The sequence below is a fragment of the Pantoea sp. GM_Pan_3 genome, assembly GCF_026541045.1.
GTDB classification, from domain to species: domain Bacteria; phylum Pseudomonadota; class Gammaproteobacteria; order Enterobacterales; family Enterobacteriaceae; genus Pantoea; species Pantoea anthophila.
Genome location: NZ_JALNVA010000001.1, coordinates 1,076,040 through 1,094,265, shown reverse-complemented (window position 1 = coordinate 1,094,265; position 18,226 = coordinate 1,076,040). Strand labels below are relative to the sequence as shown.

The 18,226-nt window shown below is 57.8% G+C and carries 24 protein-coding genes; 9 read left to right on the top strand and 15 right to left on the bottom strand.

Annotated features, from left to right (window positions below):
• Positions 1-202: 202 nt before the first annotated feature.
• Positions 203-538: a Grx4 family monothiol glutaredoxin gene (locus OXR04_RS05200; protein WP_179291196.1), complete on the top strand. Its 336-nt coding sequence runs from the start codon at positions 203-205 to the stop codon at positions 536-538.
• A 43-nt stretch (positions 539-581) separates the two neighbouring features.
• Here the strand turns inward: OXR04_RS05200 and rnt are convergent, their stop codons facing one another.
• The 4 genes from rnt to OXR04_RS05180 form a co-directional block, all read right to left on the bottom strand.
• Positions 582-1,250: a ribonuclease T gene (gene rnt / locus OXR04_RS05195; protein ID WP_046101737.1), complete on the bottom strand. Its 669-nt coding sequence runs from the start codon at positions 1,248-1,250 to the stop codon at positions 582-584.
• Positions 1,251-1,369: 119 nt separating this feature from the next.
• A complete protein-coding gene (gene gloA, locus OXR04_RS05190) occupies positions 1,370-1,777 on the bottom strand; it encodes a lactoylglutathione lyase (RefSeq protein WP_009090478.1) in 408 nt (135 codons plus the stop codon).
• Positions 1,778-1,893: 116 nt separating this feature from the next.
• Positions 1,894-2,991, bottom strand: coding sequence for an alkene reductase (locus tag OXR04_RS05185; protein WP_267369394.1), 1,098 nt, complete (start codon positions 2,989-2,991; stop codon positions 1,894-1,896).
• 50 nt (positions 2,992-3,041) lie between these two features.
• A complete protein-coding gene (locus OXR04_RS05180; RefSeq protein WP_267369566.1) occupies positions 3,042-3,638 on the bottom strand; it encodes a TetR/AcrR family transcriptional regulator in 597 nt (198 codons plus the stop codon).
• A 174-nt stretch (positions 3,639-3,812) separates the two neighbouring features.
• On the opposite strand from OXR04_RS05180, the gene OXR04_RS05175 reads away from it, so the two are divergent.
• From OXR04_RS05175 to OXR04_RS05160, 4 genes are all read left to right on the top strand, one after another.
• Entirely contained in the window at positions 3,813-4,052 is a 240-nt protein-coding gene (locus OXR04_RS05175) for a DUF1289 domain-containing protein (protein ID WP_009090473.1), read from the top strand.
• 68 nt (positions 4,053-4,120) lie between these two features.
• Positions 4,121-5,017: an aldo/keto reductase family oxidoreductase gene (locus OXR04_RS05170; protein ID WP_267369393.1), complete on the top strand. Its 897-nt coding sequence runs from the start codon at positions 4,121-4,123 to the stop codon at positions 5,015-5,017.
• An 84-nt stretch (positions 5,018-5,101) separates the two neighbouring features.
• Positions 5,102-5,620, top strand: coding sequence for a superoxide dismutase family protein (gene sodC, locus OXR04_RS05165; RefSeq protein ID WP_150029981.1), 519 nt, complete (start codon positions 5,102-5,104; stop codon positions 5,618-5,620).
• A 130-nt stretch (positions 5,621-5,750) separates the two neighbouring features.
• The gene (locus tag OXR04_RS05160; protein WP_267369392.1) at positions 5,751-6,218 is read left to right on the top strand and encodes a hypothetical protein; all 468 of its coding nucleotides are present in this window, start codon (positions 5,751-5,753) and stop codon (positions 6,216-6,218) included.
• On the opposite strand, the gene OXR04_RS05155 is transcribed toward OXR04_RS05160, so the two are convergent.
• Genes OXR04_RS05155 through OXR04_RS05145 form a run of 3 tightly spaced genes read right to left on the bottom strand, consistent with a single transcriptional unit; the run spans position 6,219 to position 9,315 of the window.
• Complete coding sequence (locus OXR04_RS05155; protein ID WP_267369391.1) at positions 6,219-8,219, bottom strand: FUSC family protein; 2,001 nt, start codon at positions 8,217-8,219, stop codon at positions 6,219-6,221.
• Positions 8,216-9,073 carry an HlyD family secretion protein gene (locus tag OXR04_RS05150; protein WP_009090458.1) on the bottom strand — a complete coding sequence of 286 codons (858 nt, stop codon included), beginning with the start codon at positions 9,071-9,073 and terminating at the stop codon, positions 8,216-8,218. The genes OXR04_RS05155 and OXR04_RS05150 overlap by 4 nt, the downstream gene beginning before the upstream one ends.
• Positions 9,074-9,078: 5 nt before the next feature.
• Entirely contained in the window at positions 9,079-9,315 is a 237-nt protein-coding gene (locus OXR04_RS05145) for a DUF1656 domain-containing protein (protein ID WP_046101744.1), read from the bottom strand.
• A gap of 150 nt (positions 9,316-9,465) precedes the next feature.
• On the opposite strand from OXR04_RS05145, the gene slyA reads away from it, so the two are divergent.
• Positions 9,466-9,903 (top strand): transcriptional regulator SlyA, encoded by a 438-nt coding sequence (gene slyA, locus OXR04_RS05140; protein ID WP_009090453.1) that lies wholly within the window; start codon positions 9,466-9,468, stop codon positions 9,901-9,903.
• Between the two features lie 37 nt (positions 9,904-9,940).
• Here the strand turns inward: slyA and slyB are convergent, their stop codons facing one another.
• Positions 9,941-10,408, bottom strand: a complete 468-nt coding sequence (gene slyB / locus OXR04_RS05135; RefSeq protein ID WP_009090452.1) for an outer membrane lipoprotein SlyB — start codon at positions 10,406-10,408, stop codon at positions 9,941-9,943.
• A gap of 282 nt (positions 10,409-10,690) precedes the next feature.
• Here slyB and anmK point away from each other — a divergent pair, with 282 nt between their 5' ends.
• On the top strand, positions 10,691-11,812 hold the full coding sequence (gene anmK, locus OXR04_RS05130; protein ID WP_046101745.1) for an anhydro-N-acetylmuramic acid kinase: 1,122 nt from the start codon (positions 10,691-10,693) through the stop codon (positions 11,810-11,812).
• A 46-nt stretch (positions 11,813-11,858) separates the two neighbouring features.
• Here the strand turns inward: anmK and OXR04_RS05125 are convergent, their stop codons facing one another.
• The 3 genes from OXR04_RS05125 to OXR04_RS05115 all read right to left on the bottom strand — a co-directional run bounded on the left by OXR04_RS05125 (position 11,859) and on the right by OXR04_RS05115 (position 14,153).
• Entirely contained in the window at positions 11,859-12,092 is a 234-nt protein-coding gene (locus tag OXR04_RS05125; RefSeq protein ID WP_009090450.1) for a DUF4060 family protein, read from the bottom strand.
• A 227-nt stretch (positions 12,093-12,319) separates the two neighbouring features.
• Positions 12,320-13,531, bottom strand: coding sequence for a diguanylate phosphodiesterase (locus OXR04_RS05120; protein WP_267369390.1), 1,212 nt, complete (start codon positions 13,529-13,531; stop codon positions 12,320-12,322).
• Between the two features lie 100 nt (positions 13,532-13,631).
• Positions 13,632-14,153 carry a GNAT family N-acetyltransferase gene (locus OXR04_RS05115; RefSeq protein ID WP_009090443.1) on the bottom strand — a complete coding sequence of 174 codons (522 nt, stop codon included), beginning with the start codon at positions 14,151-14,153 and terminating at the stop codon, positions 13,632-13,634.
• A gap of 296 nt (positions 14,154-14,449) precedes the next feature.
• On the opposite strand from OXR04_RS05115, the gene OXR04_RS05110 reads away from it, so the two are divergent.
• Positions 14,450-14,686, top strand: coding sequence for a hypothetical protein (locus OXR04_RS05110; protein WP_009090441.1), 237 nt, complete (start codon positions 14,450-14,452; stop codon positions 14,684-14,686).
• A 96-nt stretch (positions 14,687-14,782) separates the two neighbouring features.
• On the opposite strand, the gene OXR04_RS05105 is transcribed toward OXR04_RS05110, so the two are convergent.
• Genes OXR04_RS05105 through OXR04_RS05095 form a run of 3 tightly spaced genes read right to left on the bottom strand, consistent with a single transcriptional unit; the run spans position 14,783 to position 16,644 of the window.
• Positions 14,783-15,943 (bottom strand): MFS transporter, encoded by a 1,161-nt coding sequence (locus tag OXR04_RS05105; protein ID WP_267369389.1) that lies wholly within the window; start codon positions 15,941-15,943, stop codon positions 14,783-14,785.
• On the bottom strand, positions 15,943-16,482 hold the full coding sequence (locus OXR04_RS05100) for a TetR/AcrR family transcriptional regulator (RefSeq protein WP_267369388.1): 540 nt from the start codon (positions 16,480-16,482) through the stop codon (positions 15,943-15,945). Before OXR04_RS05100 ends, OXR04_RS05105 begins: the two co-directional genes overlap by 1 nt.
• A gap of 3 nt (positions 16,483-16,485) precedes the next feature.
• Positions 16,486-16,644, bottom strand: a complete 159-nt coding sequence (locus OXR04_RS05095; protein WP_267369387.1) for a hypothetical protein — start codon at positions 16,642-16,644, stop codon at positions 16,486-16,488.
• A gap of 381 nt (positions 16,645-17,025) precedes the next feature.
• Between OXR04_RS05095 and OXR04_RS05090 the strand changes: the two genes are divergently transcribed.
• On the top strand, positions 17,026-17,298 hold the full coding sequence (locus tag OXR04_RS05090; RefSeq protein ID WP_009090436.1) for a hypothetical protein: 273 nt from the start codon (positions 17,026-17,028) through the stop codon (positions 17,296-17,298).
• A gap of 98 nt (positions 17,299-17,396) precedes the next feature.
• On the opposite strand, the gene OXR04_RS05085 is transcribed toward OXR04_RS05090, so the two are convergent.
• On the bottom strand, positions 17,397-18,161 hold the full coding sequence (locus tag OXR04_RS05085) for an SDR family oxidoreductase (RefSeq protein WP_009090434.1): 765 nt from the start codon (positions 18,159-18,161) through the stop codon (positions 17,397-17,399).
• Positions 18,162-18,226: the final 65 nt, after the last annotated feature.

Sequence of the window (18,226 nt, the reverse complement as noted above, 5' to 3'; positions counted from 1 at the left end):
AACATTTTCAGCGTCTTATATCAACGAAATTATTACGAATTATTAATCTGTTACCGGCTGTTAATAATCAGAAATTCACGCTGTGCCTGTCATGACTTAACCAGGATGGCGATTTCAGCAGGCAGCGATCAAAATCTCGTTTTCAGTCACGCTGCGAAGTCGCTACAATAAACAAACACGAAGTGACGAATTAAGGAAGGCAATTATGAGTACTGTAGAAAAAATTCAGCGCCAGATCGCAGAAAACCCGATCCTGCTGTACATGAAAGGTTCTCCGAAGCTGCCAAGCTGCGGCTTCTCTGCACAGGCGGTGCAGGCACTGTCAGCCTGCGGTGAGCGTTTTGCTTACGTGGATATTCTGCAGAACCCGGACATTCGTGCAGAACTGCCAAAGTACGCCAACTGGCCAACCTTCCCGCAGCTGTGGGTAGACGGTGAACTGGTCGGTGGATGCGACATCATCGTTGAGATGTTACAGCGTGGTGAACTGCAGTCGCTGATTAAAGAGACCGCAGAAAAATTCAAAGAAGCAGAATAAAAAAAGGCCGACGCAATGTCGGCCTTTTTCGTTGTGGCATTCCTCAGACGGAGGCGCTGGCGTCTGCATCGCCTTCGGCAAAGGGCAGGGGCCAGCCACCTAACCGCTTCCAGCGGTTCACCAGCTCACAGAACAGCGTTGCGGTCTGCTGCGTATCATACAGCGCCGAGTGTGCCTGACTGCTGTCAAACTCCATTCCCGCAGCGATACACGCCTTCGCCAGCACGGTCTGACCCAGCACCAGCCCACTCAGGGCTGCCGTGTCAAAGGTGGCAAAGGGGTGGAACGGGTTGCGTTTCAGGCTGGCACGTTCAGCCGCCGCAGACATAAAGTTCAGGTCAAACGTGGCGTTGTGCGCCACCATGATGGCGCGATTGCAGCCGCTGTCCTTGATCCCCTTACGCACCATTTTAAAAATGGCGTGCAGCGCTTCATATTCACTGACGGCACCGCGCAGCGGATTGCCGGGATCGATACCGGTAAAGGCCAGCGCTTCAGGGTGCAGCAGCGAGCCGACAAAAGGTTCGACGTTAAAATGCAGCGTCTGGTCTGTCTGAATCCATCCCTCTTCATCCATTTTCAGCGTGATAGCGGCAATTTCCAGTAACGCATCGGTTTGTGCGTTGAAACCGGCGGTTTCCACGTCGATGACCACCGGATAGAAGCCACGGAAACGTTGATTGAGTGCATTAGGGGAATTCGATTCAGACATCAGGATCTCGTTGCAGGAAAAGGGCAGCGCGCATTATGGCAAAAAACGGGGCCGGGTGCAGCAGATGAAGCGCAGAGAAGGGGATTCAGCCCGCCCGGGTGGGCAGGCTGGCGGCAGGATCAGTTGCCGAGGCCTTTACCGGCATCTTTGTTTTCGATCAGCTCGATTTTGTAGCCGTCCGGATCTTCAACAAAAGCGATAATGGTGGAGCCACCCTTCACCGGGCCCGCTTCACGCGTCACGTTACCGCCATTCTGACGGATACGTTCGCAGGCGGCAGCCGCGTCATCCACGCCCAGCGCGATATGACCATAGGCGTTGCCGAGATCATACTTGTCCACGCCCCAGTTATAGGTCAGTTCGATAACCGCGCCTTCGCTTTCGTCGGTGTAGCCCACAAAAGCCAGGGTATATTTATATTCGGTGTTTTCGCTCTGACGCAGCACGCGCATGCCCAGCACACGGGTGTAGAAATCAATTGAACGTTGCAGATCGCCAACGCGCAGCATGGTATGTAGTAAACGCATAACATCCTCTTTGAAGTAAAACGCCATCGCCGGATGACCCAGGCGCTAAGTATAGCGATGAAAATCGCCATTGAATAATGGCCGCCGTCATCGTCCCGGACGGCAGCCAGACAGGTTTACAGTGTCGGGTAGTCGATGTAGCCTTCCGCGCCGCCGCCATAGAAGCTTTCCGGACGCTGAGGATTCAGAGGAGCATCCTGCTGCAGACGCTCAACCAGATCCGGGTTCGCGATGTAGTCGCGACCAAACGCGACGGCATCGATCAGACCGCGACCAATCAAATCATCCGCTTTCTCGACCGTGTAGGCACCGGCACCGATAATGGCACCCGGGAACAGGTCACGTACTTTCTGACGGAAGGCATCCGTGTAAGGCTTGCCGCCGGCCCAGTCTGGTTCTGAAAGGTGCAGGTAGGCGATGTTGCGTTTCGCCAGCTCGCCGATGTACCACAGCGCCGCTTCTTCTTCATCCGGGCCGTTATCCAGATTCTGGAAGCTGCCGATCGGCGAAACGCGGATACCGATACGATCGGCTGACCAGTTTGCAATGACCGCATCCACCACTTCCAGCGCGAAACGACCGCGTTTTTCGATGCTGCCGCCATATTCGTCGGTACGCTGGTTGGAATCCGGGGCCAGGAACTGATGCATCAGGTAACCGTGTGCCGAGTGCAGCTCAAGCAGGTCAAAATCCGCCTCACGCGCATTCGCGGCCGCCTGGCCGAAATCGGCCACGATCTGCTGGATCTCAGGAATCGTCAGTTCACGTGGCTCTGAGGTCTCTTCGCGGTAGACGCTGCCATCTTCAGCACGCAGTGAGGTTCGGGTACCCGCTGCAATCGCCGACGGGGCGACCGGGGCTTTACCTTCCGGCTGAACGCTGTTGTGGGAAATACGACCGGTGTGCCACAGCTGCACGGCGGTGTGGCCGCCCGCCTGATGTACGCCTTCGTTAATGCGTTTCCACGCCGCAATCTGCGGCTGGGTATGTAAACCCGGCGCACCGGCATAGCCTTTGGCCTGGAAAGAGACCTGCGTGGCTTCGGTGATGATCAGACCGGCGCTGGCGCGCTGGCAGTAATATTCCGCCATCATCGGCGTCGGGATATCGCCTGGCTCAATGCTGCGCAGACGGGTCAGCGGTGCCATAAAGACGCGGTTTGGGACGGTAATTGCGCCAACTTTCAGCGGACGAAACAGCTGGGTACTCGCCATAATAGCTCCTGATTAGTAGACCAGTCGTCTACAAACACGTTTTTTAAAAATCAGTGGTGTTCTAGCCACTGTTCGATGGTACTCAGTGCGAGGCGCAGGGGCTGCGCCTCGCGGGAAATTTTGCTCTGCAGGCTGGCACCCAGCCAGAGCAGCGACAGCAACTCCGCCATCTGTGCAGGCGGCTGCGGCAGGTTCAGCGACTCCTGCTGCACCGCCTCAGTCAGCGTCCGCGCATAGAGCGCGGTGATTTTCGCCGCACCCTGCTGCAGGGCATCGCGCATCGGCTCAGAGAGATCGCAGACTTCCGCAGAGACTTTCACGCCCAGGCAACCCACAATGTGGCCCTGCTGAACGAACAGATCGACCGCTAAACGGAAGTGGTTGAGCAGGCGTTCGCGCGGGGTGCCATCCGTCCGGCTGAGCTGTAATTCCACATCCTGCAGGAAGCGTGCAAAGTAGCGTTCCAGTAACGCCACGCCAAACGCCTCCTTGGAACGGAAGTAATAGTAGAAGGAGCCTTTTGGTACGGCCGCCTGTGACAGCAGTTCGCTTAAGCCCATTCCGGTGAACCCGCGTTGCAGACAGAGTTGCTCACCTGTCTGAAGCAGGTGCTCGCGGGTTTCGTTGCGTTGTGGCGTCTTATTCATGGCACTGAGAGTAGTAGACCAGTCGGTCAGTTGCAACGATCGGCCCACATGATGGCACAGAGTGTTCACCCGTTCGCGCGACAACCCGATTATTGTGACCGGCTGAGGCTCATTTCCTGTGCAACCAGGCTACGCTGTTACTTTGACTGGTTATTCTGTGACTCCGGAGACGTAGTGGCCGAGCAGCTTGAGTTTTTCCCGGTTCCCAGCCCCTGTCGCGGCATCTGCGAGAGCGATGCGCGCGGCTATTGCCTGGGATGTTTACGCAGCCGCGATGAGCGGTTCAACTGGCTGCGCTTCAGTGATGCCCAGAAGCGCGAGGTGATTCGCCTGTGCCAGATGCGGCGTCAGCGTCTGCTGCGCCAGCAAAAGGGCGAAGAGCCACCCGCACCGCAGCAGCCGGAGTTATTCTGACGGCCTGGCGCTTTCCGTTATACTCTCTGACACGCTAATGTCAGCCAACGTGCAACAGGGAGATCGTCATGTCACAACCGCAAGCCATTGCTCTGCAGGGGCCCGATTTTTCACCGCTGGTTATGGGGTACTGGCGTCTGATGGAGTGGGGCATGTCGCCTCAGGAGCGGCTCGCATTTATTGAGCATCACCTCAGCCTCGGTATTACCACCGTTGATCACGCCGATATCTATGGTGACTATCAGTGTGAAGCGGCGTTTGGTGAGGCGCTGAAGCTGGCCCCCGGCCTGCGCGATCGGCTGCAGATTGTGACCAAATGCGGCATCGCTACCCGCGCCCGCCCGGAAAACCAGATTGGTCACTACATCACCGATAAACAGCATATCGTCCAGAGTGCAGAAAACTCGCTGCGTCACCTGCACACCGATCGTCTCGACCTGCTGCTGATCCATCGTCCCGATCCGCTGATGGACGCGGATCAGGTCGCCGATGCCTTTATGGCTCTGCATCAGAGCGGCAAGGTACTGCACTTTGGCGTCTCCAACTTTACCCCGGCCCAGTTCTCCCTGCTGCAGTCCCGCCTGCCGTTCTCGCTGGTCACTAACCAGCTGGAGATCTCCCCTGTGCAGCAGAGCGGATTGCTGGATGGATCGCTGGATCAGTGTCAGCAACTGCGTATCCGGCCGATGGCCTGGTCCTGTCTGGGTGGCGGTCGCCTGTTTAACGATCCCCACTTCCAGCCACTGCGCGATGAACTGGAGCGGGTGCGTCAGGAGACCGGGGCGAGCAGCCTGGATCAGGTGGTCTATGCCTGGATTCTGATGCTGCCGTCGCGTCCGCTGCCGATCATCGGGTCGGGCAAAACGGCGCGGGTCAGCGACGCGGCTGGTGCGCTGAGCGTGACGCTGTCACGTCAGCAGTGGTTCTGCATTCGTAAGGCCGCGCTGGGCTACGATGTGCCCTGAAGCGTAAAAGTGCGTCAATTTTCAGCAAACTAGCGCAACAGCGGCCAGACTTATTGCACACCCTGGTATGCAAACGGAGTCATCATGAAAATGAAAGCAGTCGCGCTATTCGCGCTGATCGCCTGTGGGTCAGCCCACGCCGCCAGTGAACAGGTGACGGTTCATCAGGTCACCGCTGAGGGCATAGGGAAATCGCTGGGCACCGTAAAGATTGATGAGACAGAGTATGGGCTGCAGTTCACACCGGATCTGAAAGGGCTGACGCCGGGCATTCATGGATTCCATGTCCATGCCAAAGGCAGCTGTGAGCCGGGCGAGTCTGAGGGCAAAGTGGTGGCCGCCGGGGCGGCCGGTGGGCATCTCGATCCGGCTAACACCGGCAAACATCTGGGGCCGTATGCGGAAGGGCATCTGGGCGACCTGCCTGCGGTCTATGTTGATGACCAGGGTAACGCAACCTATCCGGTACTGGCACCACGACTGAAGTCGCTGAGTGAGATTAAAGGCAAAGCGCTGATGGTCCATGTCGGCGGTGACAACCATGCCGACCATCCCAAACCGCTGGGCGGTGGCGGGGCACGTTACGCCTGCGGCGTTATCTGAATTTCCGGGCGGCCCATGCCAGCCGCCCGCTTTTCTCCTGCCGGTTTATTAATTGTTGTACCATCCCCTGCATTTCCCCCCTATGATATTGATTCAGGTACGAAAGCGTGATGGGGAAAGGAGCAGGAACATGAAATTCAAGGGCGCATTACTGCTGAGTCTGCTGCTGGTGGGATGCGATAAACCCAATGATACGCAACTGGTTACTGAAACCGGGCGGGAGCTTCAGCGCACCATCGATACCAGCCCGATGCGTGTCACCTGCGAAAAGATTGCCAAAGGTCGTGAATGGCTGAGCCGCAGCACGGTGCGCCAGCTGGAAGCGAAGGGGTGCGATCAGGTCTTCCGCAGCGCCACGGAAACCAATTTCACTGAAACTACGATTTATCGCCGCACCATGACCATGGTGTGCGGCGGCATTCACGGTCAGAGCTTCACCGGCAGCGAACTGACGCGCCGCTTTATCTTCTCACCGGATGAGAAAGCGCTGGTGATCGAACCGATGACCGAGATGGATAAGACCCGTTTTGAGGGGCACAAAACGCTGCAACAGCTGCAGGACGATTTTAACCGCCAGCAACAGCAGTATTGTCAGTAGTCAGGCCGGTACCGCCTGTTTCAGCTGTGCCAGCGAACAGCGCAGGCGCCAGATAATTCCCGCCAGTTCACTGGCCTCGTTGCTGCCCTGCGCCAGCAGCGAGGCGATCGTCTCCTCCAGTTCCAGCAGCATCCGATCAAGCGAGCTGTGCTGCACGCCACGGCTGCTGATAATCTGCTGTAAATTCTGCAGGCTCTCATCGCGAAACCGCAGCAGCGACGCCGGACCGGCATCCCAGTCACGCAGCTGCCAGACGATATGCGAGCAGTTGAGCAGCACCACCCCCCAGCGCAGCAGCCAGACCCGCGCCTGTTCATCCCGGCTGTGACTGAGCTGGCTGATGCGATGGTAGATCTGCGATTCAAAGCGACTTTCGCTGAGCCGGGGGTGTCGCCGCAGCTGATCGAGGAACGCCAGCCGCAGTGCCCGGATATGCCGTCGGCTGCGCCGGGCATCGGAGCTGGGGCGCAGGATCTGGAAAGCCAGCCAGGCAAGCAGTACCCCGCACACTTTGGCAATATTATCGTTGAAGAACGCCTGATAGTCCCAGACGGGCGGGTTAGTGACCGCGATAAACGAGCCCATAAAGACGATGAACTGTCCCCACATCCCGGCACGCTGTTTCTGCTGTAACTTAAAGAGTTGCAGCGTCACCAGCAGCGGAAACAGAACCAGTAAAAAGGGCCACAGCAGGCTGATCTGCACCATCAGGCCGAACTTCATCACAAAACTGAAGGCAAACAGCCAGAGCAGCGTTTTCAGCAGCAGCGTCACGCTGCCGCCGGGTGAGGGCGCAGAGGCGTAGAGCACACAGGCGATCGCGGTCAGAGTCAGGGCGGAAGCGCCTGAAGACCACTGCGTATTGATCCAGAAGGCGCAGCCCAGCACGATAACGCAGAAGGTGCGCAGGGCGCTCCAGCCCGCTTCGGCGCTGTCACTGTCGCGCGCCAGCGCCGGAACCGGCGGAGGCTGAAAGCGGGTATCCGCATCGGCACGATCCAGCAGCCTGATCCAGCGCAGCACGTTGAGGTACATCCAGCAGAAGTAGCGCAGCCGGTGAGAGAACGCGCGCTGGCGATAGTCGCCCGACGCCGCCGGTGTCACGCTGCGCAGGATCTGTGCCAGCCGGTATTTGTCGCAGTCCGGTTTCGCCAGCTCCGCCAGCAGCTGTTGCAGCGCCTCAAACAGCGCGGCAGGGGCGTCGGGCCAGTTCAGCAGCATGCGGCGCAGACTGGAGAGCACGCTGGTAAGACGCAGCTGCTGGTGCAGCACATAGTTCAGGACGTTGTTCTGGCGGCGAAAGCGATAGTGACTCCAGAACGCCTGAATGCGCAGCAGATTCATGGTCAGGATCTGGCTGATGACCGTCTCATGCGCGGTGCGGATCCCCTCACTGGCGGAAGGCTGCAGCAGCAGGACCGCATGTTCCAGCAGCCGGGCGTGCATCTGCTTCAGCGAGGTGATCAGCGTCTCACCATCGGAAGTGCTCGGCAGCACCATCATCATCAATCCGGCGCACAGTATGCCGGAGATCACTTCGCAGACGCGCGCCTGGGCGATGGTCCACAATGCGGTAATGTCCGTAATATTGACGCTGCTGAAGGCGATGATGGCGGCGGTATAACCGGCCAGGGAGAAGGCGTAGGCGACATTATTCTGATAGTGGCTGGCAATGCCGGTGCAGAGCGCCAGCCAGCCGGCAATGGCAAAGGTGAACAGCCACGGTTCATTCAGCGTGTGACCGGCAATCAGCAGGGCGGCGCTCGCCCCGACCAGGCTGCCGGCGATGCGGCCGAGGCTTTTACTGATTGCCCCGCCGACCGTGGGAAAGCTGATGACGGCGGCAGAGGTCATCGCCCAGTAAGGTTCATCAAGATCCAGACCGTAGGCGATACTCAGCGCCAGACACATCGATATTGCGTTGCGCAACGCGTAGCGCCACTGTCCACCCGTCGCCTTAATCCAGGGCAGCTGATCCCAGGCCAGCCACTGCATATTCATGGCTGGATGGAGATGGTGCAGCTGGTACCGGCAATCAGCTCAGTGTGTGCCGGAAGCGGGTCGAGACGAATGCGCACCGGCACCCGCTGCGCCAGCCGTACCCAGGGCACATTGGGTTTGATATCGGGCACCAGACCGCTGTCCGTCTCAATGCTCTGGTCGTAAATGGCGCGACCTATGCTCTCCACCTGGCCCTGCAGCTGTGCGCCATTGCTGTAGAGCACCACCTGTGCTGCGGCGCCCGGATGAATATGGCGCAGCTTGGTCTCTTCAAAATAGCCCATCACGTAGTAAGAGTGACTGTCCACCAGCGCAAACAGGGGCGTTCCCGCCGCGGCATAGTTGCCCGGCCGCAGCGTCAGATTGGTGATCCAGCCATCTGTCGGGGCGGTCAGCGTCGTCTGCTGCAGGTTCCAGCGTGCCCGCTCCCATTCCGCCTGCGCCGCTTTGGCACTGGCAGCCGCGGCTCCGGCGCTGAGGCGTGCCGCATCGAGATCTTCTGCAGAGATAATGTTACGCGGCAGATGAGCGCGCCGGTTAAATTCATGCTGCGCTTTCGCCAGATCCGCCTGCGCTTTGCTCAGCTGGGCGGCGGCGTTGTCGAGCGCAATCTGCCACGGCACCGGGTCGAGCGTCAGCAGCTGCTGGCCCTGATGGACAAACTGATTATCGGTGACGCTGAGCTGAGCAATCCGGCCCGACACCTGAGGCGTAATATCCACCAGCTCTGCCCGCACCTTACCGTCGCGGGTCCACGGGGACTGCATGTAGTAGTTCCAGAGCCAGCCCCCCGCCAGCAGCGCCAGGGCGAAGACGATGAGGGTGGAAAAATATTTTACCGCGTTAAATTTCATATCGATTATCCGTGACCGATGAGCCAGAGTGCGGCGGTAACGCACAGCACAAACAGGGAGAGATCAAACAGGGTGGGATGCCAGACGTCGCCGGAGTAGATCCAGCCGCGCACCAGGGGGTGGATCAGCAGCCAGAAAAAGAAGCCAAGAAGCACCGCTTTGAATAGCGGCGGAAAAAACAGTGAGGCGCCCACGACCAGATCGGTCAGCGGTTTCGCGCCTGAAAAAGCGGAGGTGAGCACGTGATAACATCCCTCGTTAACCCAAACGGCAGGGGGAGAGCGCTGCCGCGATTTCCTGGCCTGGCCCGGGATTTGTAATTTGTCCTGTAAACTCGCAGAATAGTGTAGAATCTGGCTTGATAGCTAGCAAGCTAATTATAAGGAGATGAAATGGATACGCCCCTCGGAACGGATTTATCTCGCCTGGTGCGCATCTGGCGCGCGTTGATTGATCAGCGGCTGAAGCCGCTTGAGCTGACTCAGACTCACTGGGTGACGCTGCACAATATTCATCAACTGCCGCCCGAACAGTCGCAGATCCAGTTAGCCAAGGCGATTGGCATTGAACAGCCCTCCCTGGTCCGCACGCTGGATCAGCTGGAAGAAAAAGGGTTAATTACCCGCTCGACCTGTGCCAGCGATCGTCGCGCCAAGCGCATTAAACTCACGCAGCAGGCGGAGCCTATCATTGAGCAGGTGGAGAGCGTGATTGATGAGACGCGGGACGACATTTTGTCCGGCATCAGTCGGGAAGAGATCAGCCAGATGGTGACGCTTATCGCCCGGCTTGAGAAAAACATTCTCGAACTGCAGAACAAAGAGAAATAAAAAACCGACGCCCAGGCGTCGGTTTTTTTTTGCTATCTCAGCGAGGTGAAACGGTGACCTGGCTGCCGTTAGAGGCCATCACGACACGCTGGCCAACGGAGTAGCGTGAGGCGGCCTGTTTCTGAACCACCATGATGGTGTTGCCGTCATCCTTGCGGATTTCCAGCTCAACGCCATCGGTTTTATTGATTGCGCCCTGAACGCCCTGGCCCGCAACGCCGCCCAGCACCGCACCACCGGCTGTCGCCAGGCTACGACCTGCGCCGCCGCCAATCGTGTTACCCAGGAAGCCACCCAGCACGGCACCGCCGATGGCACCGATAACGTTACTCTCATCGCCACCCTGGATTTTCACCGGGCGAACGGAAACTAACGTACCGTAAGAGACGCTCTGCACCTGCTTGGCTTCACTGGCACTGTAGGTATCACCCGACAGCGTACTGGTATTGCTACAACCTGCCAGCATGACACCGGTCAGAGCGACCACAATTACACGCTTAATCATCTGAAACTCCTTTAGTCGAGAAGGCGCCACGTTTACCGCTGTATCCTGCTCACAGTATAAGACACAAACCTGGCAAATTAATCCCTGTCCGAATAAAACACGGTTGAACGAAGCATAGACTATGTAAGATCAACAATAATTCAATCGTGGATCAAAAATCGTCCCGCGGCGTTATCGGTCAGCACATTTGGATAAAAACAAATTAATCATAGAATTAGCGGGTGTAATTTGTCAGGCTAGCCGCAGATAAATTGCACCTCCCGCCGGATGTAAGGAATGGCTATGAAATCAGGACGCTATATCGGAGTAATGTCAGGCACCAGCCTGGATGGAGTGGATGTGGTGCTGGCGGCCATTGACGAAAATATGGTGGCTCAGCAGGCGAGCTATTCGCATCCTATCCCCGCCGGGCTGCGCCAGGCGATCCTCGCGATTTGTCAGGGACAATCCCTGACGCTGTCGCAGCTGGGGCAGCTGGACACCCGTCTCGGCCAGCTGTTTGCCGAGGCGGTCGTCACGCTGATGAAGCGCGAATCCCTTGAGGCCAGCGATATCACGGCGATTGGCTGTCACGGTCAGACCGTCTGGCATGAGCCGCAGAGCGACGCGCCCAACACCCTGCAGATTGGCGACAACAACCAGATTGTGGCGGCGACCGGCGTCACGGTGGTGGGCGACTTCCGTCGCCGTGACATGGCGCTGGGTGGGCAGGGCGCACCGCTGGTGCCGGCTTTTCATCAGGCCCTGCTGATGGATGCCACGGAACGCCGCATGGTGCTGAATATTGGCGGCATCGCCAACCTTTCGCTGCTGATACCGGGGCAGCCGGTGCGGGGTTTCGATACCGGTCCCGGTAATATGCTGCTGGATGCCTGGATCTGGCGGAATCAGGGTCTGCCGTATGACAAAGATGCGCAGTGGGCGCGAAGCGGTACGCGGGTTCCGGCGCTGCTGGAGGCGCTCTTAAGGGAGCCCTGGTTTGCGCTGCCGCCACCGAAAAGCACCGGGCGCGAGCACTTTAATCTGGGCTGGCTGGAGCAGCATCTGCGCTATTTCCCGGGGCTGGCTCCGCAGGATGTGCAGGCGACGCTGGTGGAGCTGACCGCCATAACCATCACCCAGCAGATATTGCTCAACGATGGCTGTGACCGTCTGCTGGTGTGCGGCGGCGGCAGCCGCAATCCGCTGCTGATGGCGCGCCTGGCTGCTCATCTTCCCGGCACCGAAGTGACTACCACCGATGCGGCGGGTATCAGCGGTGACGATATGGAGGCACTGGCGTTTGCCTGGCTGGCGTTTCGTACGCTCTCCGGGCTGCCGGGCAATCTGCCTGCGGTAACGGGGGCGCGGGAGAAGAGCGTGATTGGCGCCATCTATCCGGCCAATGCGCTCTACCGGCGTTAACCTGCGAACCGGGGGCGGTCAGCCCCCGCTGGGTAAGGGGTGACCGTCAGGCGGCACCGGGGAGATGAGTGAGGTTACGGACGCCGGTAATCACGGTTGCCACCATGGTTTCGCGTCGGGTAATGACTTCGACCTGATAAAAACGGCTGCGGTAGGCGATGGAGTAGATGATGGGATGGTACTTATTGCCTTCTCCGTAGCGGGCGTAGTGCGCTTCGAGCGCACGGGTTGCTGCCAGGATATGGGAGGGTTCTTTATCACCGCGGATGATTTGCTTCATTCAGTTCCTCAAATGCTGTCCCTGGAGTCACGTCGCACGCATGGCGCGTTGCGCTGGCCTAAACACTGAACATCTGACTGCTAAATCGGTAATCACAGACTGGGCAATAACTGACTCTGCCGGGCGAAGATGACAGAAAAATGATCGCCCGGCGCTGTTTATTATTTAGCAGTCGCCAGGGGATCCGGCAAGGCAGGGAAGCGCAAAATCATCCAAATCGCAGGGGGTTAAAGCAGCTCTGGCCAGGCGACGGCCGCAATGCGGTTCAGCTCAGGTTTTGAGAAGAGGAAGCCCTGAAACTGGGTCACGCCTGCCGCTTCGAGCCACATCCACTCTTCGGGCTGTTCGATGCCCTCCGCGATCACGCCGATCTCCAGTGACGAGCAGCATTTCAGAATCGCATGAATGATCGCCTGCTTCGGTCCGCTTTTATGCACGCCTGAGATAATCGCCCGGTCAATCTTGATCTTGTCGGGCTGAATGCGGGTCAGCAGCGACAGCCCGGCGAAGCCGGCGCCAAAATCGTCCAGCGCGAGGCTGATGCCCGCCGCCTTCAGCTGGCGAAGGGCCGCTTCAAAGGCATCCGGCTGCGAGATAATTTCATTCTCGGTGAACTCCACCATGATCTGCTCCGGCACCAGCCCCTGGGCCGCGATCGCCTCCAGCAAAAACGGAACCGCATCGGGCACTTCCACCAGGGTCATCGGCAGCAGGTTGATCGACAGGGTCATCCCCTCAATCCCCAGCTGTTTTGCCTGAGCAAACGCGGTTTTTTTCGACTGCAGATCGGTCTGATAGAGCTGTTCACGTGACAGTCCGGCAAAATAATCCAGTGGCGGTTCACCCTGCGGGCCGCGCAGCAGTGCCTCCAGTGAAACGATTTCACAGGCAAAAGGATCGACGATCGGCTGAAACGCGAAGCTGACCTCATCCGTCGCCATCAGTGCGGCATCGCCTTCACGCTGCTCTGACTCGTCGCGGATAAAGGTCCAGCCGCTGGCAGAAGGGATCTCAAAATAGTTCTCTTTTTCCCGCGCTTCGACAAAGGTGCGCAGGAACTGCAGGGCGCGGTCGGAATAGGTCATCTGGTAGCGGGTGGTGCATTTCTCCAGCACCGCTTCCAGTACCGTCTCTTTATCGTGCAGACGGAGATCGAACAGTTCCATACCGACGTGACCAAACCGTCGCGCTGGCGCGTAGTCGCGCAACAGTTCAACCAGATTATGATGGCGCGGATCCTGGCAAATCCGGTTATAGACCGCTTTTACGGCCGCTTCCGGACCTTCCAGCAGCTGAAAAAAGTGTGTTCCATTGAACAACAGAATCCCGGTGACGCTGGATGATTTGTTGATTTTGTTCGCTTTTAATGCCAAATCATGCAGAAGCCCCAGTGACACATTTTCAGTGATGTGGCTTCTGTAGATGATTGTCGACAACATAAAGATTTCCGGGATTTTTTATTTTTTGTTAACACACCTTACCAGAAGGTTCTCCTGGGGAGAACGAGGGGGAGTGCGCCTTTCTTACTCTGGAACTATTTTAGTCGACAGGAAGCGCTGAATCACCTTTTCCCAGCGCACGCTGCATAAAAACCGTATCCAGCCAGCGGCCCTGTTTGAACCCGACCGAACGCAGGATGCCGGTCATCTCAAAGCCCGCTGCGCGATGCAGCGCAATGGAGCCCTGGTTCCCGCTGTCGCCTACGTTAGCGATCAGCTGACGAAACCCCGCCTGCTCTGCCCAGGCAATCGCATGATGTAACAGGCGTGACCCGACGCCACGCTGCTGAAATCCCGGATCGATATAGATCGAATCTTCCAGCGTGTGCCGGTACGCATGGCGCGGACGATAGGGGGCCAGATAGCAGAAACCGCGCACCTCACCGTCGCTGACGGCGATAAACCACGGCAGGCCCGCCTGCTGAATCTTGTGCATCCGCCCGGCGATTTCGGCGACATCAGGCGGAACCGTCTCAAAGGAGCCGGTGCCATTAAGAACATGCCAGGCGTAAATCTGCTGAATCGCCGGGATATGAACATCCTCTGCTGCAAAAATTTCCATTGTCACGCTCCGGTATTATCTTTAACGGCTTTACCCGGTGAAAAAACAACGGTATAGCGGGTCGTCAGGGGACGCAATGAAAATCTTGCGGGTGCGCATTCTCTCCTGTCGGCTCGCTTACCAGGATTAATCCTGGCAAATCGGAGGGCAGAATGCCAGGCAGCATGAAGGAGGCAATATCCGGGGGTATTAAGCCTTTTCTGAAAACCGCGCCAGCCGGATGATTCATTCCGGGGTTAGGGCTATTATCTCTGCGGTTTCGGTTGAGCTGATTTAATATCCGGGGGTGTGGCGTGATGCGATTTGTTGATTTTCTGAAAAGTAAGCAGGGGCTGCGCGCCGCGAGAAATCACTGCTTTGAATTAAATGGTGTGGTGCTCGGTCATTTCACTGCGCTATTTCTGCACGATAACCAGATTATTTTTACCAAAGATGGCAGGCATTGCGTCGTGCCTTATTATCTTGGTGCCGATGACGATTTAACTGAGCAGACGATTAATCCGCGCATTAATAATATCCGGGCGCTGAACTGATTAATTCCGCTATCGCCCGCCACGCTTAATAACCTCCGCGTGCGGAGGTCATATTAATTCGCCAGAAAATGTGCGTTATCCCTCTTTTCGCTCTGTTCACGGCTGCCGCCGATCGCGCTGTGGCGCTTTCACACGGCGCGGGGCAACAAACAGCAGCAGCAGGGCACTGGCAGCAAACAGCGTCAAAGCCGTAATGGCGCCCAGCGCGGCATAGAGCTGGCCAAACAGCAGCGATCCCACCACCTGACCTGCCGCCAGCATGAAGAACAGCATCCCGACACCGGTTGCCGGATCGTCAGCGGTGGCCTGTGCGCCCCAGACCAGTAACACCCCTGACAGCGTGACATAGCCCGCGCCACAACAGGCCACCGCCACCATTAAGCCCGCAGAGTCGCCCCGGCTCAGGGCCAGCACCAGCAGCGGCACGGCCATTCCGCACAGCGCGAGCCGGTAGACCCCATTCAGTCCGATACGGGCAGCCAGCGGGCCGGTAAGCACACCGGCAATGCCCGCTCCTCCGGCAATCAGCCAGAGCAAACGGGCGCTCTCCGCATCCACGCCGACGTGCTGACGCAGCAGCACCGATCCAAAACTCCACCAGGCCGCACTGATCAGGCCTGAAACAAGCGCAATGCCCATCAGCCGCCGCAGCGCGCGGCAGTACAGGCGCGGCTGCCCGTGACGCCTCTGCGGCCTCTGAGCAGCGGTGTGAGAGGATATGTGACGCATCACCGGCAGCGCACAGGCCAGAGCGAGCAGGGCGAAGAGCCCGCAGGCGGCGCGCCAGCCGCCCGGCAGCGTGCCGAGAATGATAACGGAGAGGATAATTCCTGCGCTGGTACCGGCATTGATCAGGGTGTTGATGCGTGGCTGGCGCGCCGCGGGCACACAGGCACTGACTGCCGCCGCCAGGGCGGGAGACGCCAGGCCGGAACTGAATCTGGCGATAAAGAGCCCGGCCGCCAGCAGCAGCGGCGAGGTGGCGAGGGCAAGCAGCAGCAGACCTGCCGTCGCACAGAGTGAGGCGAGTAGCGCCGTCAGCCGCGCACCGTAGCGCCGGGCCAGCGCCGCGGCGCTGAGAATGGTCAGACAGTAAGAGACAAAGCTGCAGGCAGAGAGCAGACCCGTCTGCTGCGGGCTTAACGGGATCGCTGCCGATATGGCGGGCAGCATCAACCCCCATGAAAAGCGGGCCATGCCATAAGTCACCGCGATCAGGCTGAAGCCGGTCAGAGCCAGGGCAGCAGGCGACCTCATCAGGAAGCCCCTTTCTGAAGCAGCAGCTGGCTGGCGATCTGCGCCGCATGCTGCGCGGCGGCGGGGCCGGTAATCAGCGCGGTGGTAATCGCCCCTTCAAAAAGCATCCAGATGGCATCGCTCAATGATCGATCTTCGGCACCGTGCAGGCAGGTTACACAGTCGGTGATGTAGCGGCGCATGGCGGCGCGGAATGCCAGCGCCTGCTCTGCCAGCGCCTGATCCCGTCCGGCATATTCTCCCCAGGCTTTAAGGAAGAAGCAGCCGTGCGCACCGTTTGCCCCGGTCCAGCTGGCCAGCACGCTAAACAGCTGCGCGATCGCCTCCGGCTGGTGGGCCGGCAGCAGCTCAGCCATAAAGCGCTGCTCACGCGCCGCCATCACCGCAGCGGTCATCGCCTCGCGTGAGGGAAAGTGATGATAGAAGGTTCGGGTGGAGACGCCCGCTTCGCGACAGAGCTGGTCGGTACTGGTGGCGTGGAACCCGTGGGTGTAAAACAGCCGCTCGGCAGCCTGAATGATGTCATCGCGTTTTTTCATCCTTTAAAAGTAAACCGTTCGTTTTACTTTTGCAAACCGGGCACGGCTGGATGCGTCCACCGGTATTGATAAATCCGCGAAGCCGGAGGATTTAGCGTTCCGCTTAAAGGCGCGCGCTCTGTCGCTTTCACACTTTTTCAGCTTCAGTTCATTAATACTCATAATTACCCCTGCGGGGGTAAGTGATTCCAGCGCTGCGTCTGATATGACCCGGACGGCAGAAGCGGATTTTCCGTAAGGTTTTTTTATTAAATATATGATATTTATAGATAATTATAGTTTTTCGCTGTTCTGGTATGCATTAGCACAGTAAATGCTTATGACGCGCTGAAGCGGCAGGCGGAGAGCGGCGGCGATAAATAGCTGAAGCGAGTGAAGCGGGTAAAAAGGGCATATTCTCAAAGTCAGTCCGCCCTCTGTAATAAAGTGGTTTTAGGGATAATTCTCAGTTAGTTTAATAAAGCTTCAGATTACAAATAAAATCTCTTACGAATTTTGGTTCGTTTTTTTAAGACACATACAGCAACTATCAGGATGACTACCATGCTCAAAGCCAGCTATTATTATCTGTGCCCGCGTCCCATGGGTGGATGGATTTTACACAAAGAAGGTTGCGTTAATCTGTCAAAGAACGATAAGCGCGTGTTTATTGGTTCGCTTTATACCCGTCAGCAGGCGCTGGCTGTGGCGAAAATACATCATGCCAATGCCATTCTCTGTAATGCCTGCCTGAGTACTTTTATTTGTCCGGGCAGCAGTACGGTAATTAAACCGGCACGCGCTGCCACGCCAACCCGTCATACGCCAAAACATTAAGCGCCGGGCTCTTTTTTCCGGGAAAGCAGATAAGGGCGGGAATAAAAGCGGGGTAGTCTGAATTAAAAAAGGGCAGCGTTAAGACGCTGCCCTGAGGATTATGCCTGTTTAGGCTGTCCGTTTGATGCGGTCAGCCCGCCATCGACCGGCAGATTGACGCCGGTAATATAGCTCGCCTCATCGCTGGCAATAAAGACAATAGCCCTGGCGATATCATCCGCCTCACCCGCGCGACGCAGTGGAATACGATCGTAAAAGCGCTCAAGCAGCGCCGGATCCTGTTTAGTATCTTCCGTCAGATCGGTAAAGGTAAAGCCCGGGCAGATCGCATTGATGCGGACGCCGTCCGCGCCGTAGTCCATCGCCAGAGCGCGGGTAAAGTTGGTGATCGCCCCTTTGGCGGCATTGTAGATGCTCATACCCCAGTCACCGCCCAAGCCGGAGACCGAGGAGATGTTAACCACGTTACCTTTGCTCTTCAGCAGGGCAGGCATGAAGTAGTGAACGCCGTGGAAAACCCCGTCCAGGTCGGTTTTCATCAGCGTTTTCCAGTCCTCAAGGTCTACTTCATGGATGCGGCCCTGGACAATCACGCCAGCATTATTCACCAGCACGTCAACCCGGCCATATTTGTTCAGCACGGTTTCTGACAGTTGTTTAACCTGGGCAGCGTCTGAGACGTCGCAGGCCGCTACCAGGTGGTCACCCGGCGTCAGTCCGGCCAGCGTCTCTTCGAGTTTCTGCGCGGTGCGTCCCACCAGCACCACTGACGCGCCTTCTTCTGCAAAGCGTTTTGCGCTCGCCTCACCAATGCCGGACCCGGCACCTGTCACAACCACAACTTTCTGCGTAAATCTGGACATTATGCCTCCTTATCAGCATCAATTTTCACGTTTAACAACCGGTTAAGCCTGGCAGTGATTGCCAG

Coding starts and splice junctions, on each gene's coding strand:
- rnt (WP_046101737.1), bottom strand. CDS start 1,250: ATGTCTGAATCGAATTCCCCTAATGCACTCAATCAACGTTTCCGTGGC.
- gloA (WP_009090478.1), bottom strand. CDS start 1,777: ATGCGTTTACTACATACCATGCTGCGCGTTGGCGATCTGCAACGTTCA.
- OXR04_RS05185 (WP_267369394.1), bottom strand. CDS start 2,991: ATGGCGAGTACCCAGCTGTTTCGTCCGCTGAAAGTTGGCGCAATTACC.
- OXR04_RS05180 (WP_267369566.1), bottom strand. CDS start 3,638: ATGAATAAGACGCCACAACGCAACGAAACCCGCGAGCACCTGCTTCAG.
- OXR04_RS05170 (WP_267369393.1), top strand. CDS start 4,121: ATGTCACAACCGCAAGCCATTGCTCTGCAGGGGCCCGATTTTTCACCG.
- sodC (WP_150029981.1), top strand. CDS start 5,102: ATGAAAATGAAAGCAGTCGCGCTATTCGCGCTGATCGCCTGTGGGTCA.
- OXR04_RS05160 (WP_267369392.1), top strand. CDS start 5,751: ATGAAATTCAAGGGCGCATTACTGCTGAGTCTGCTGCTGGTGGGATGC.
- OXR04_RS05155 (WP_267369391.1), bottom strand. CDS start 8,219: ATGAATATGCAGTGGCTGGCCTGGGATCAGCTGCCCTGGATTAAGGCG.
- OXR04_RS05150 (WP_009090458.1), bottom strand. CDS start 9,073: ATGAAATTTAACGCGGTAAAATATTTTTCCACCCTCATCGTCTTCGCC.
- slyA (WP_009090453.1), top strand. CDS start 9,466: ATGGATACGCCCCTCGGAACGGATTTATCTCGCCTGGTGCGCATCTGG.
- slyB (WP_009090452.1), bottom strand. CDS start 10,408: ATGATTAAGCGTGTAATTGTGGTCGCTCTGACCGGTGTCATGCTGGCA.
- anmK (WP_046101745.1), top strand. CDS start 10,691: ATGAAATCAGGACGCTATATCGGAGTAATGTCAGGCACCAGCCTGGAT.
- OXR04_RS05125 (WP_009090450.1), bottom strand. CDS start 12,092: ATGAAGCAAATCATCCGCGGTGATAAAGAACCCTCCCATATCCTGGCA.
- OXR04_RS05120 (WP_267369390.1), bottom strand. CDS start 13,531: ATGTTGTCGACAATCATCTACAGAAGCCACATCACTGAAAATGTGTCA.
- OXR04_RS05115 (WP_009090443.1), bottom strand. CDS start 14,153: ATGGAAATTTTTGCAGCAGAGGATGTTCATATCCCGGCGATTCAGCAG.
- OXR04_RS05110 (WP_009090441.1), top strand. CDS start 14,450: ATGCGATTTGTTGATTTTCTGAAAAGTAAGCAGGGGCTGCGCGCCGCG.
- OXR04_RS05105 (WP_267369389.1), bottom strand. CDS start 15,943: ATGAGGTCGCCTGCTGCCCTGGCTCTGACCGGCTTCAGCCTGATCGCG.
- OXR04_RS05100 (WP_267369388.1), bottom strand. CDS start 16,482: ATGAAAAAACGCGATGACATCATTCAGGCTGCCGAGCGGCTGTTTTAC.
- OXR04_RS05095 (WP_267369387.1), bottom strand. CDS start 16,644: ATGAGTATTAATGAACTGAAGCTGAAAAAGTGTGAAAGCGACAGAGCG.
- OXR04_RS05090 (WP_009090436.1), top strand. CDS start 17,026: ATGCTCAAAGCCAGCTATTATTATCTGTGCCCGCGTCCCATGGGTGGA.
- OXR04_RS05085 (WP_009090434.1), bottom strand. CDS start 18,161: ATGTCCAGATTTACGCAGAAAGTTGTGGTTGTGACAGGTGCCGGGTCC.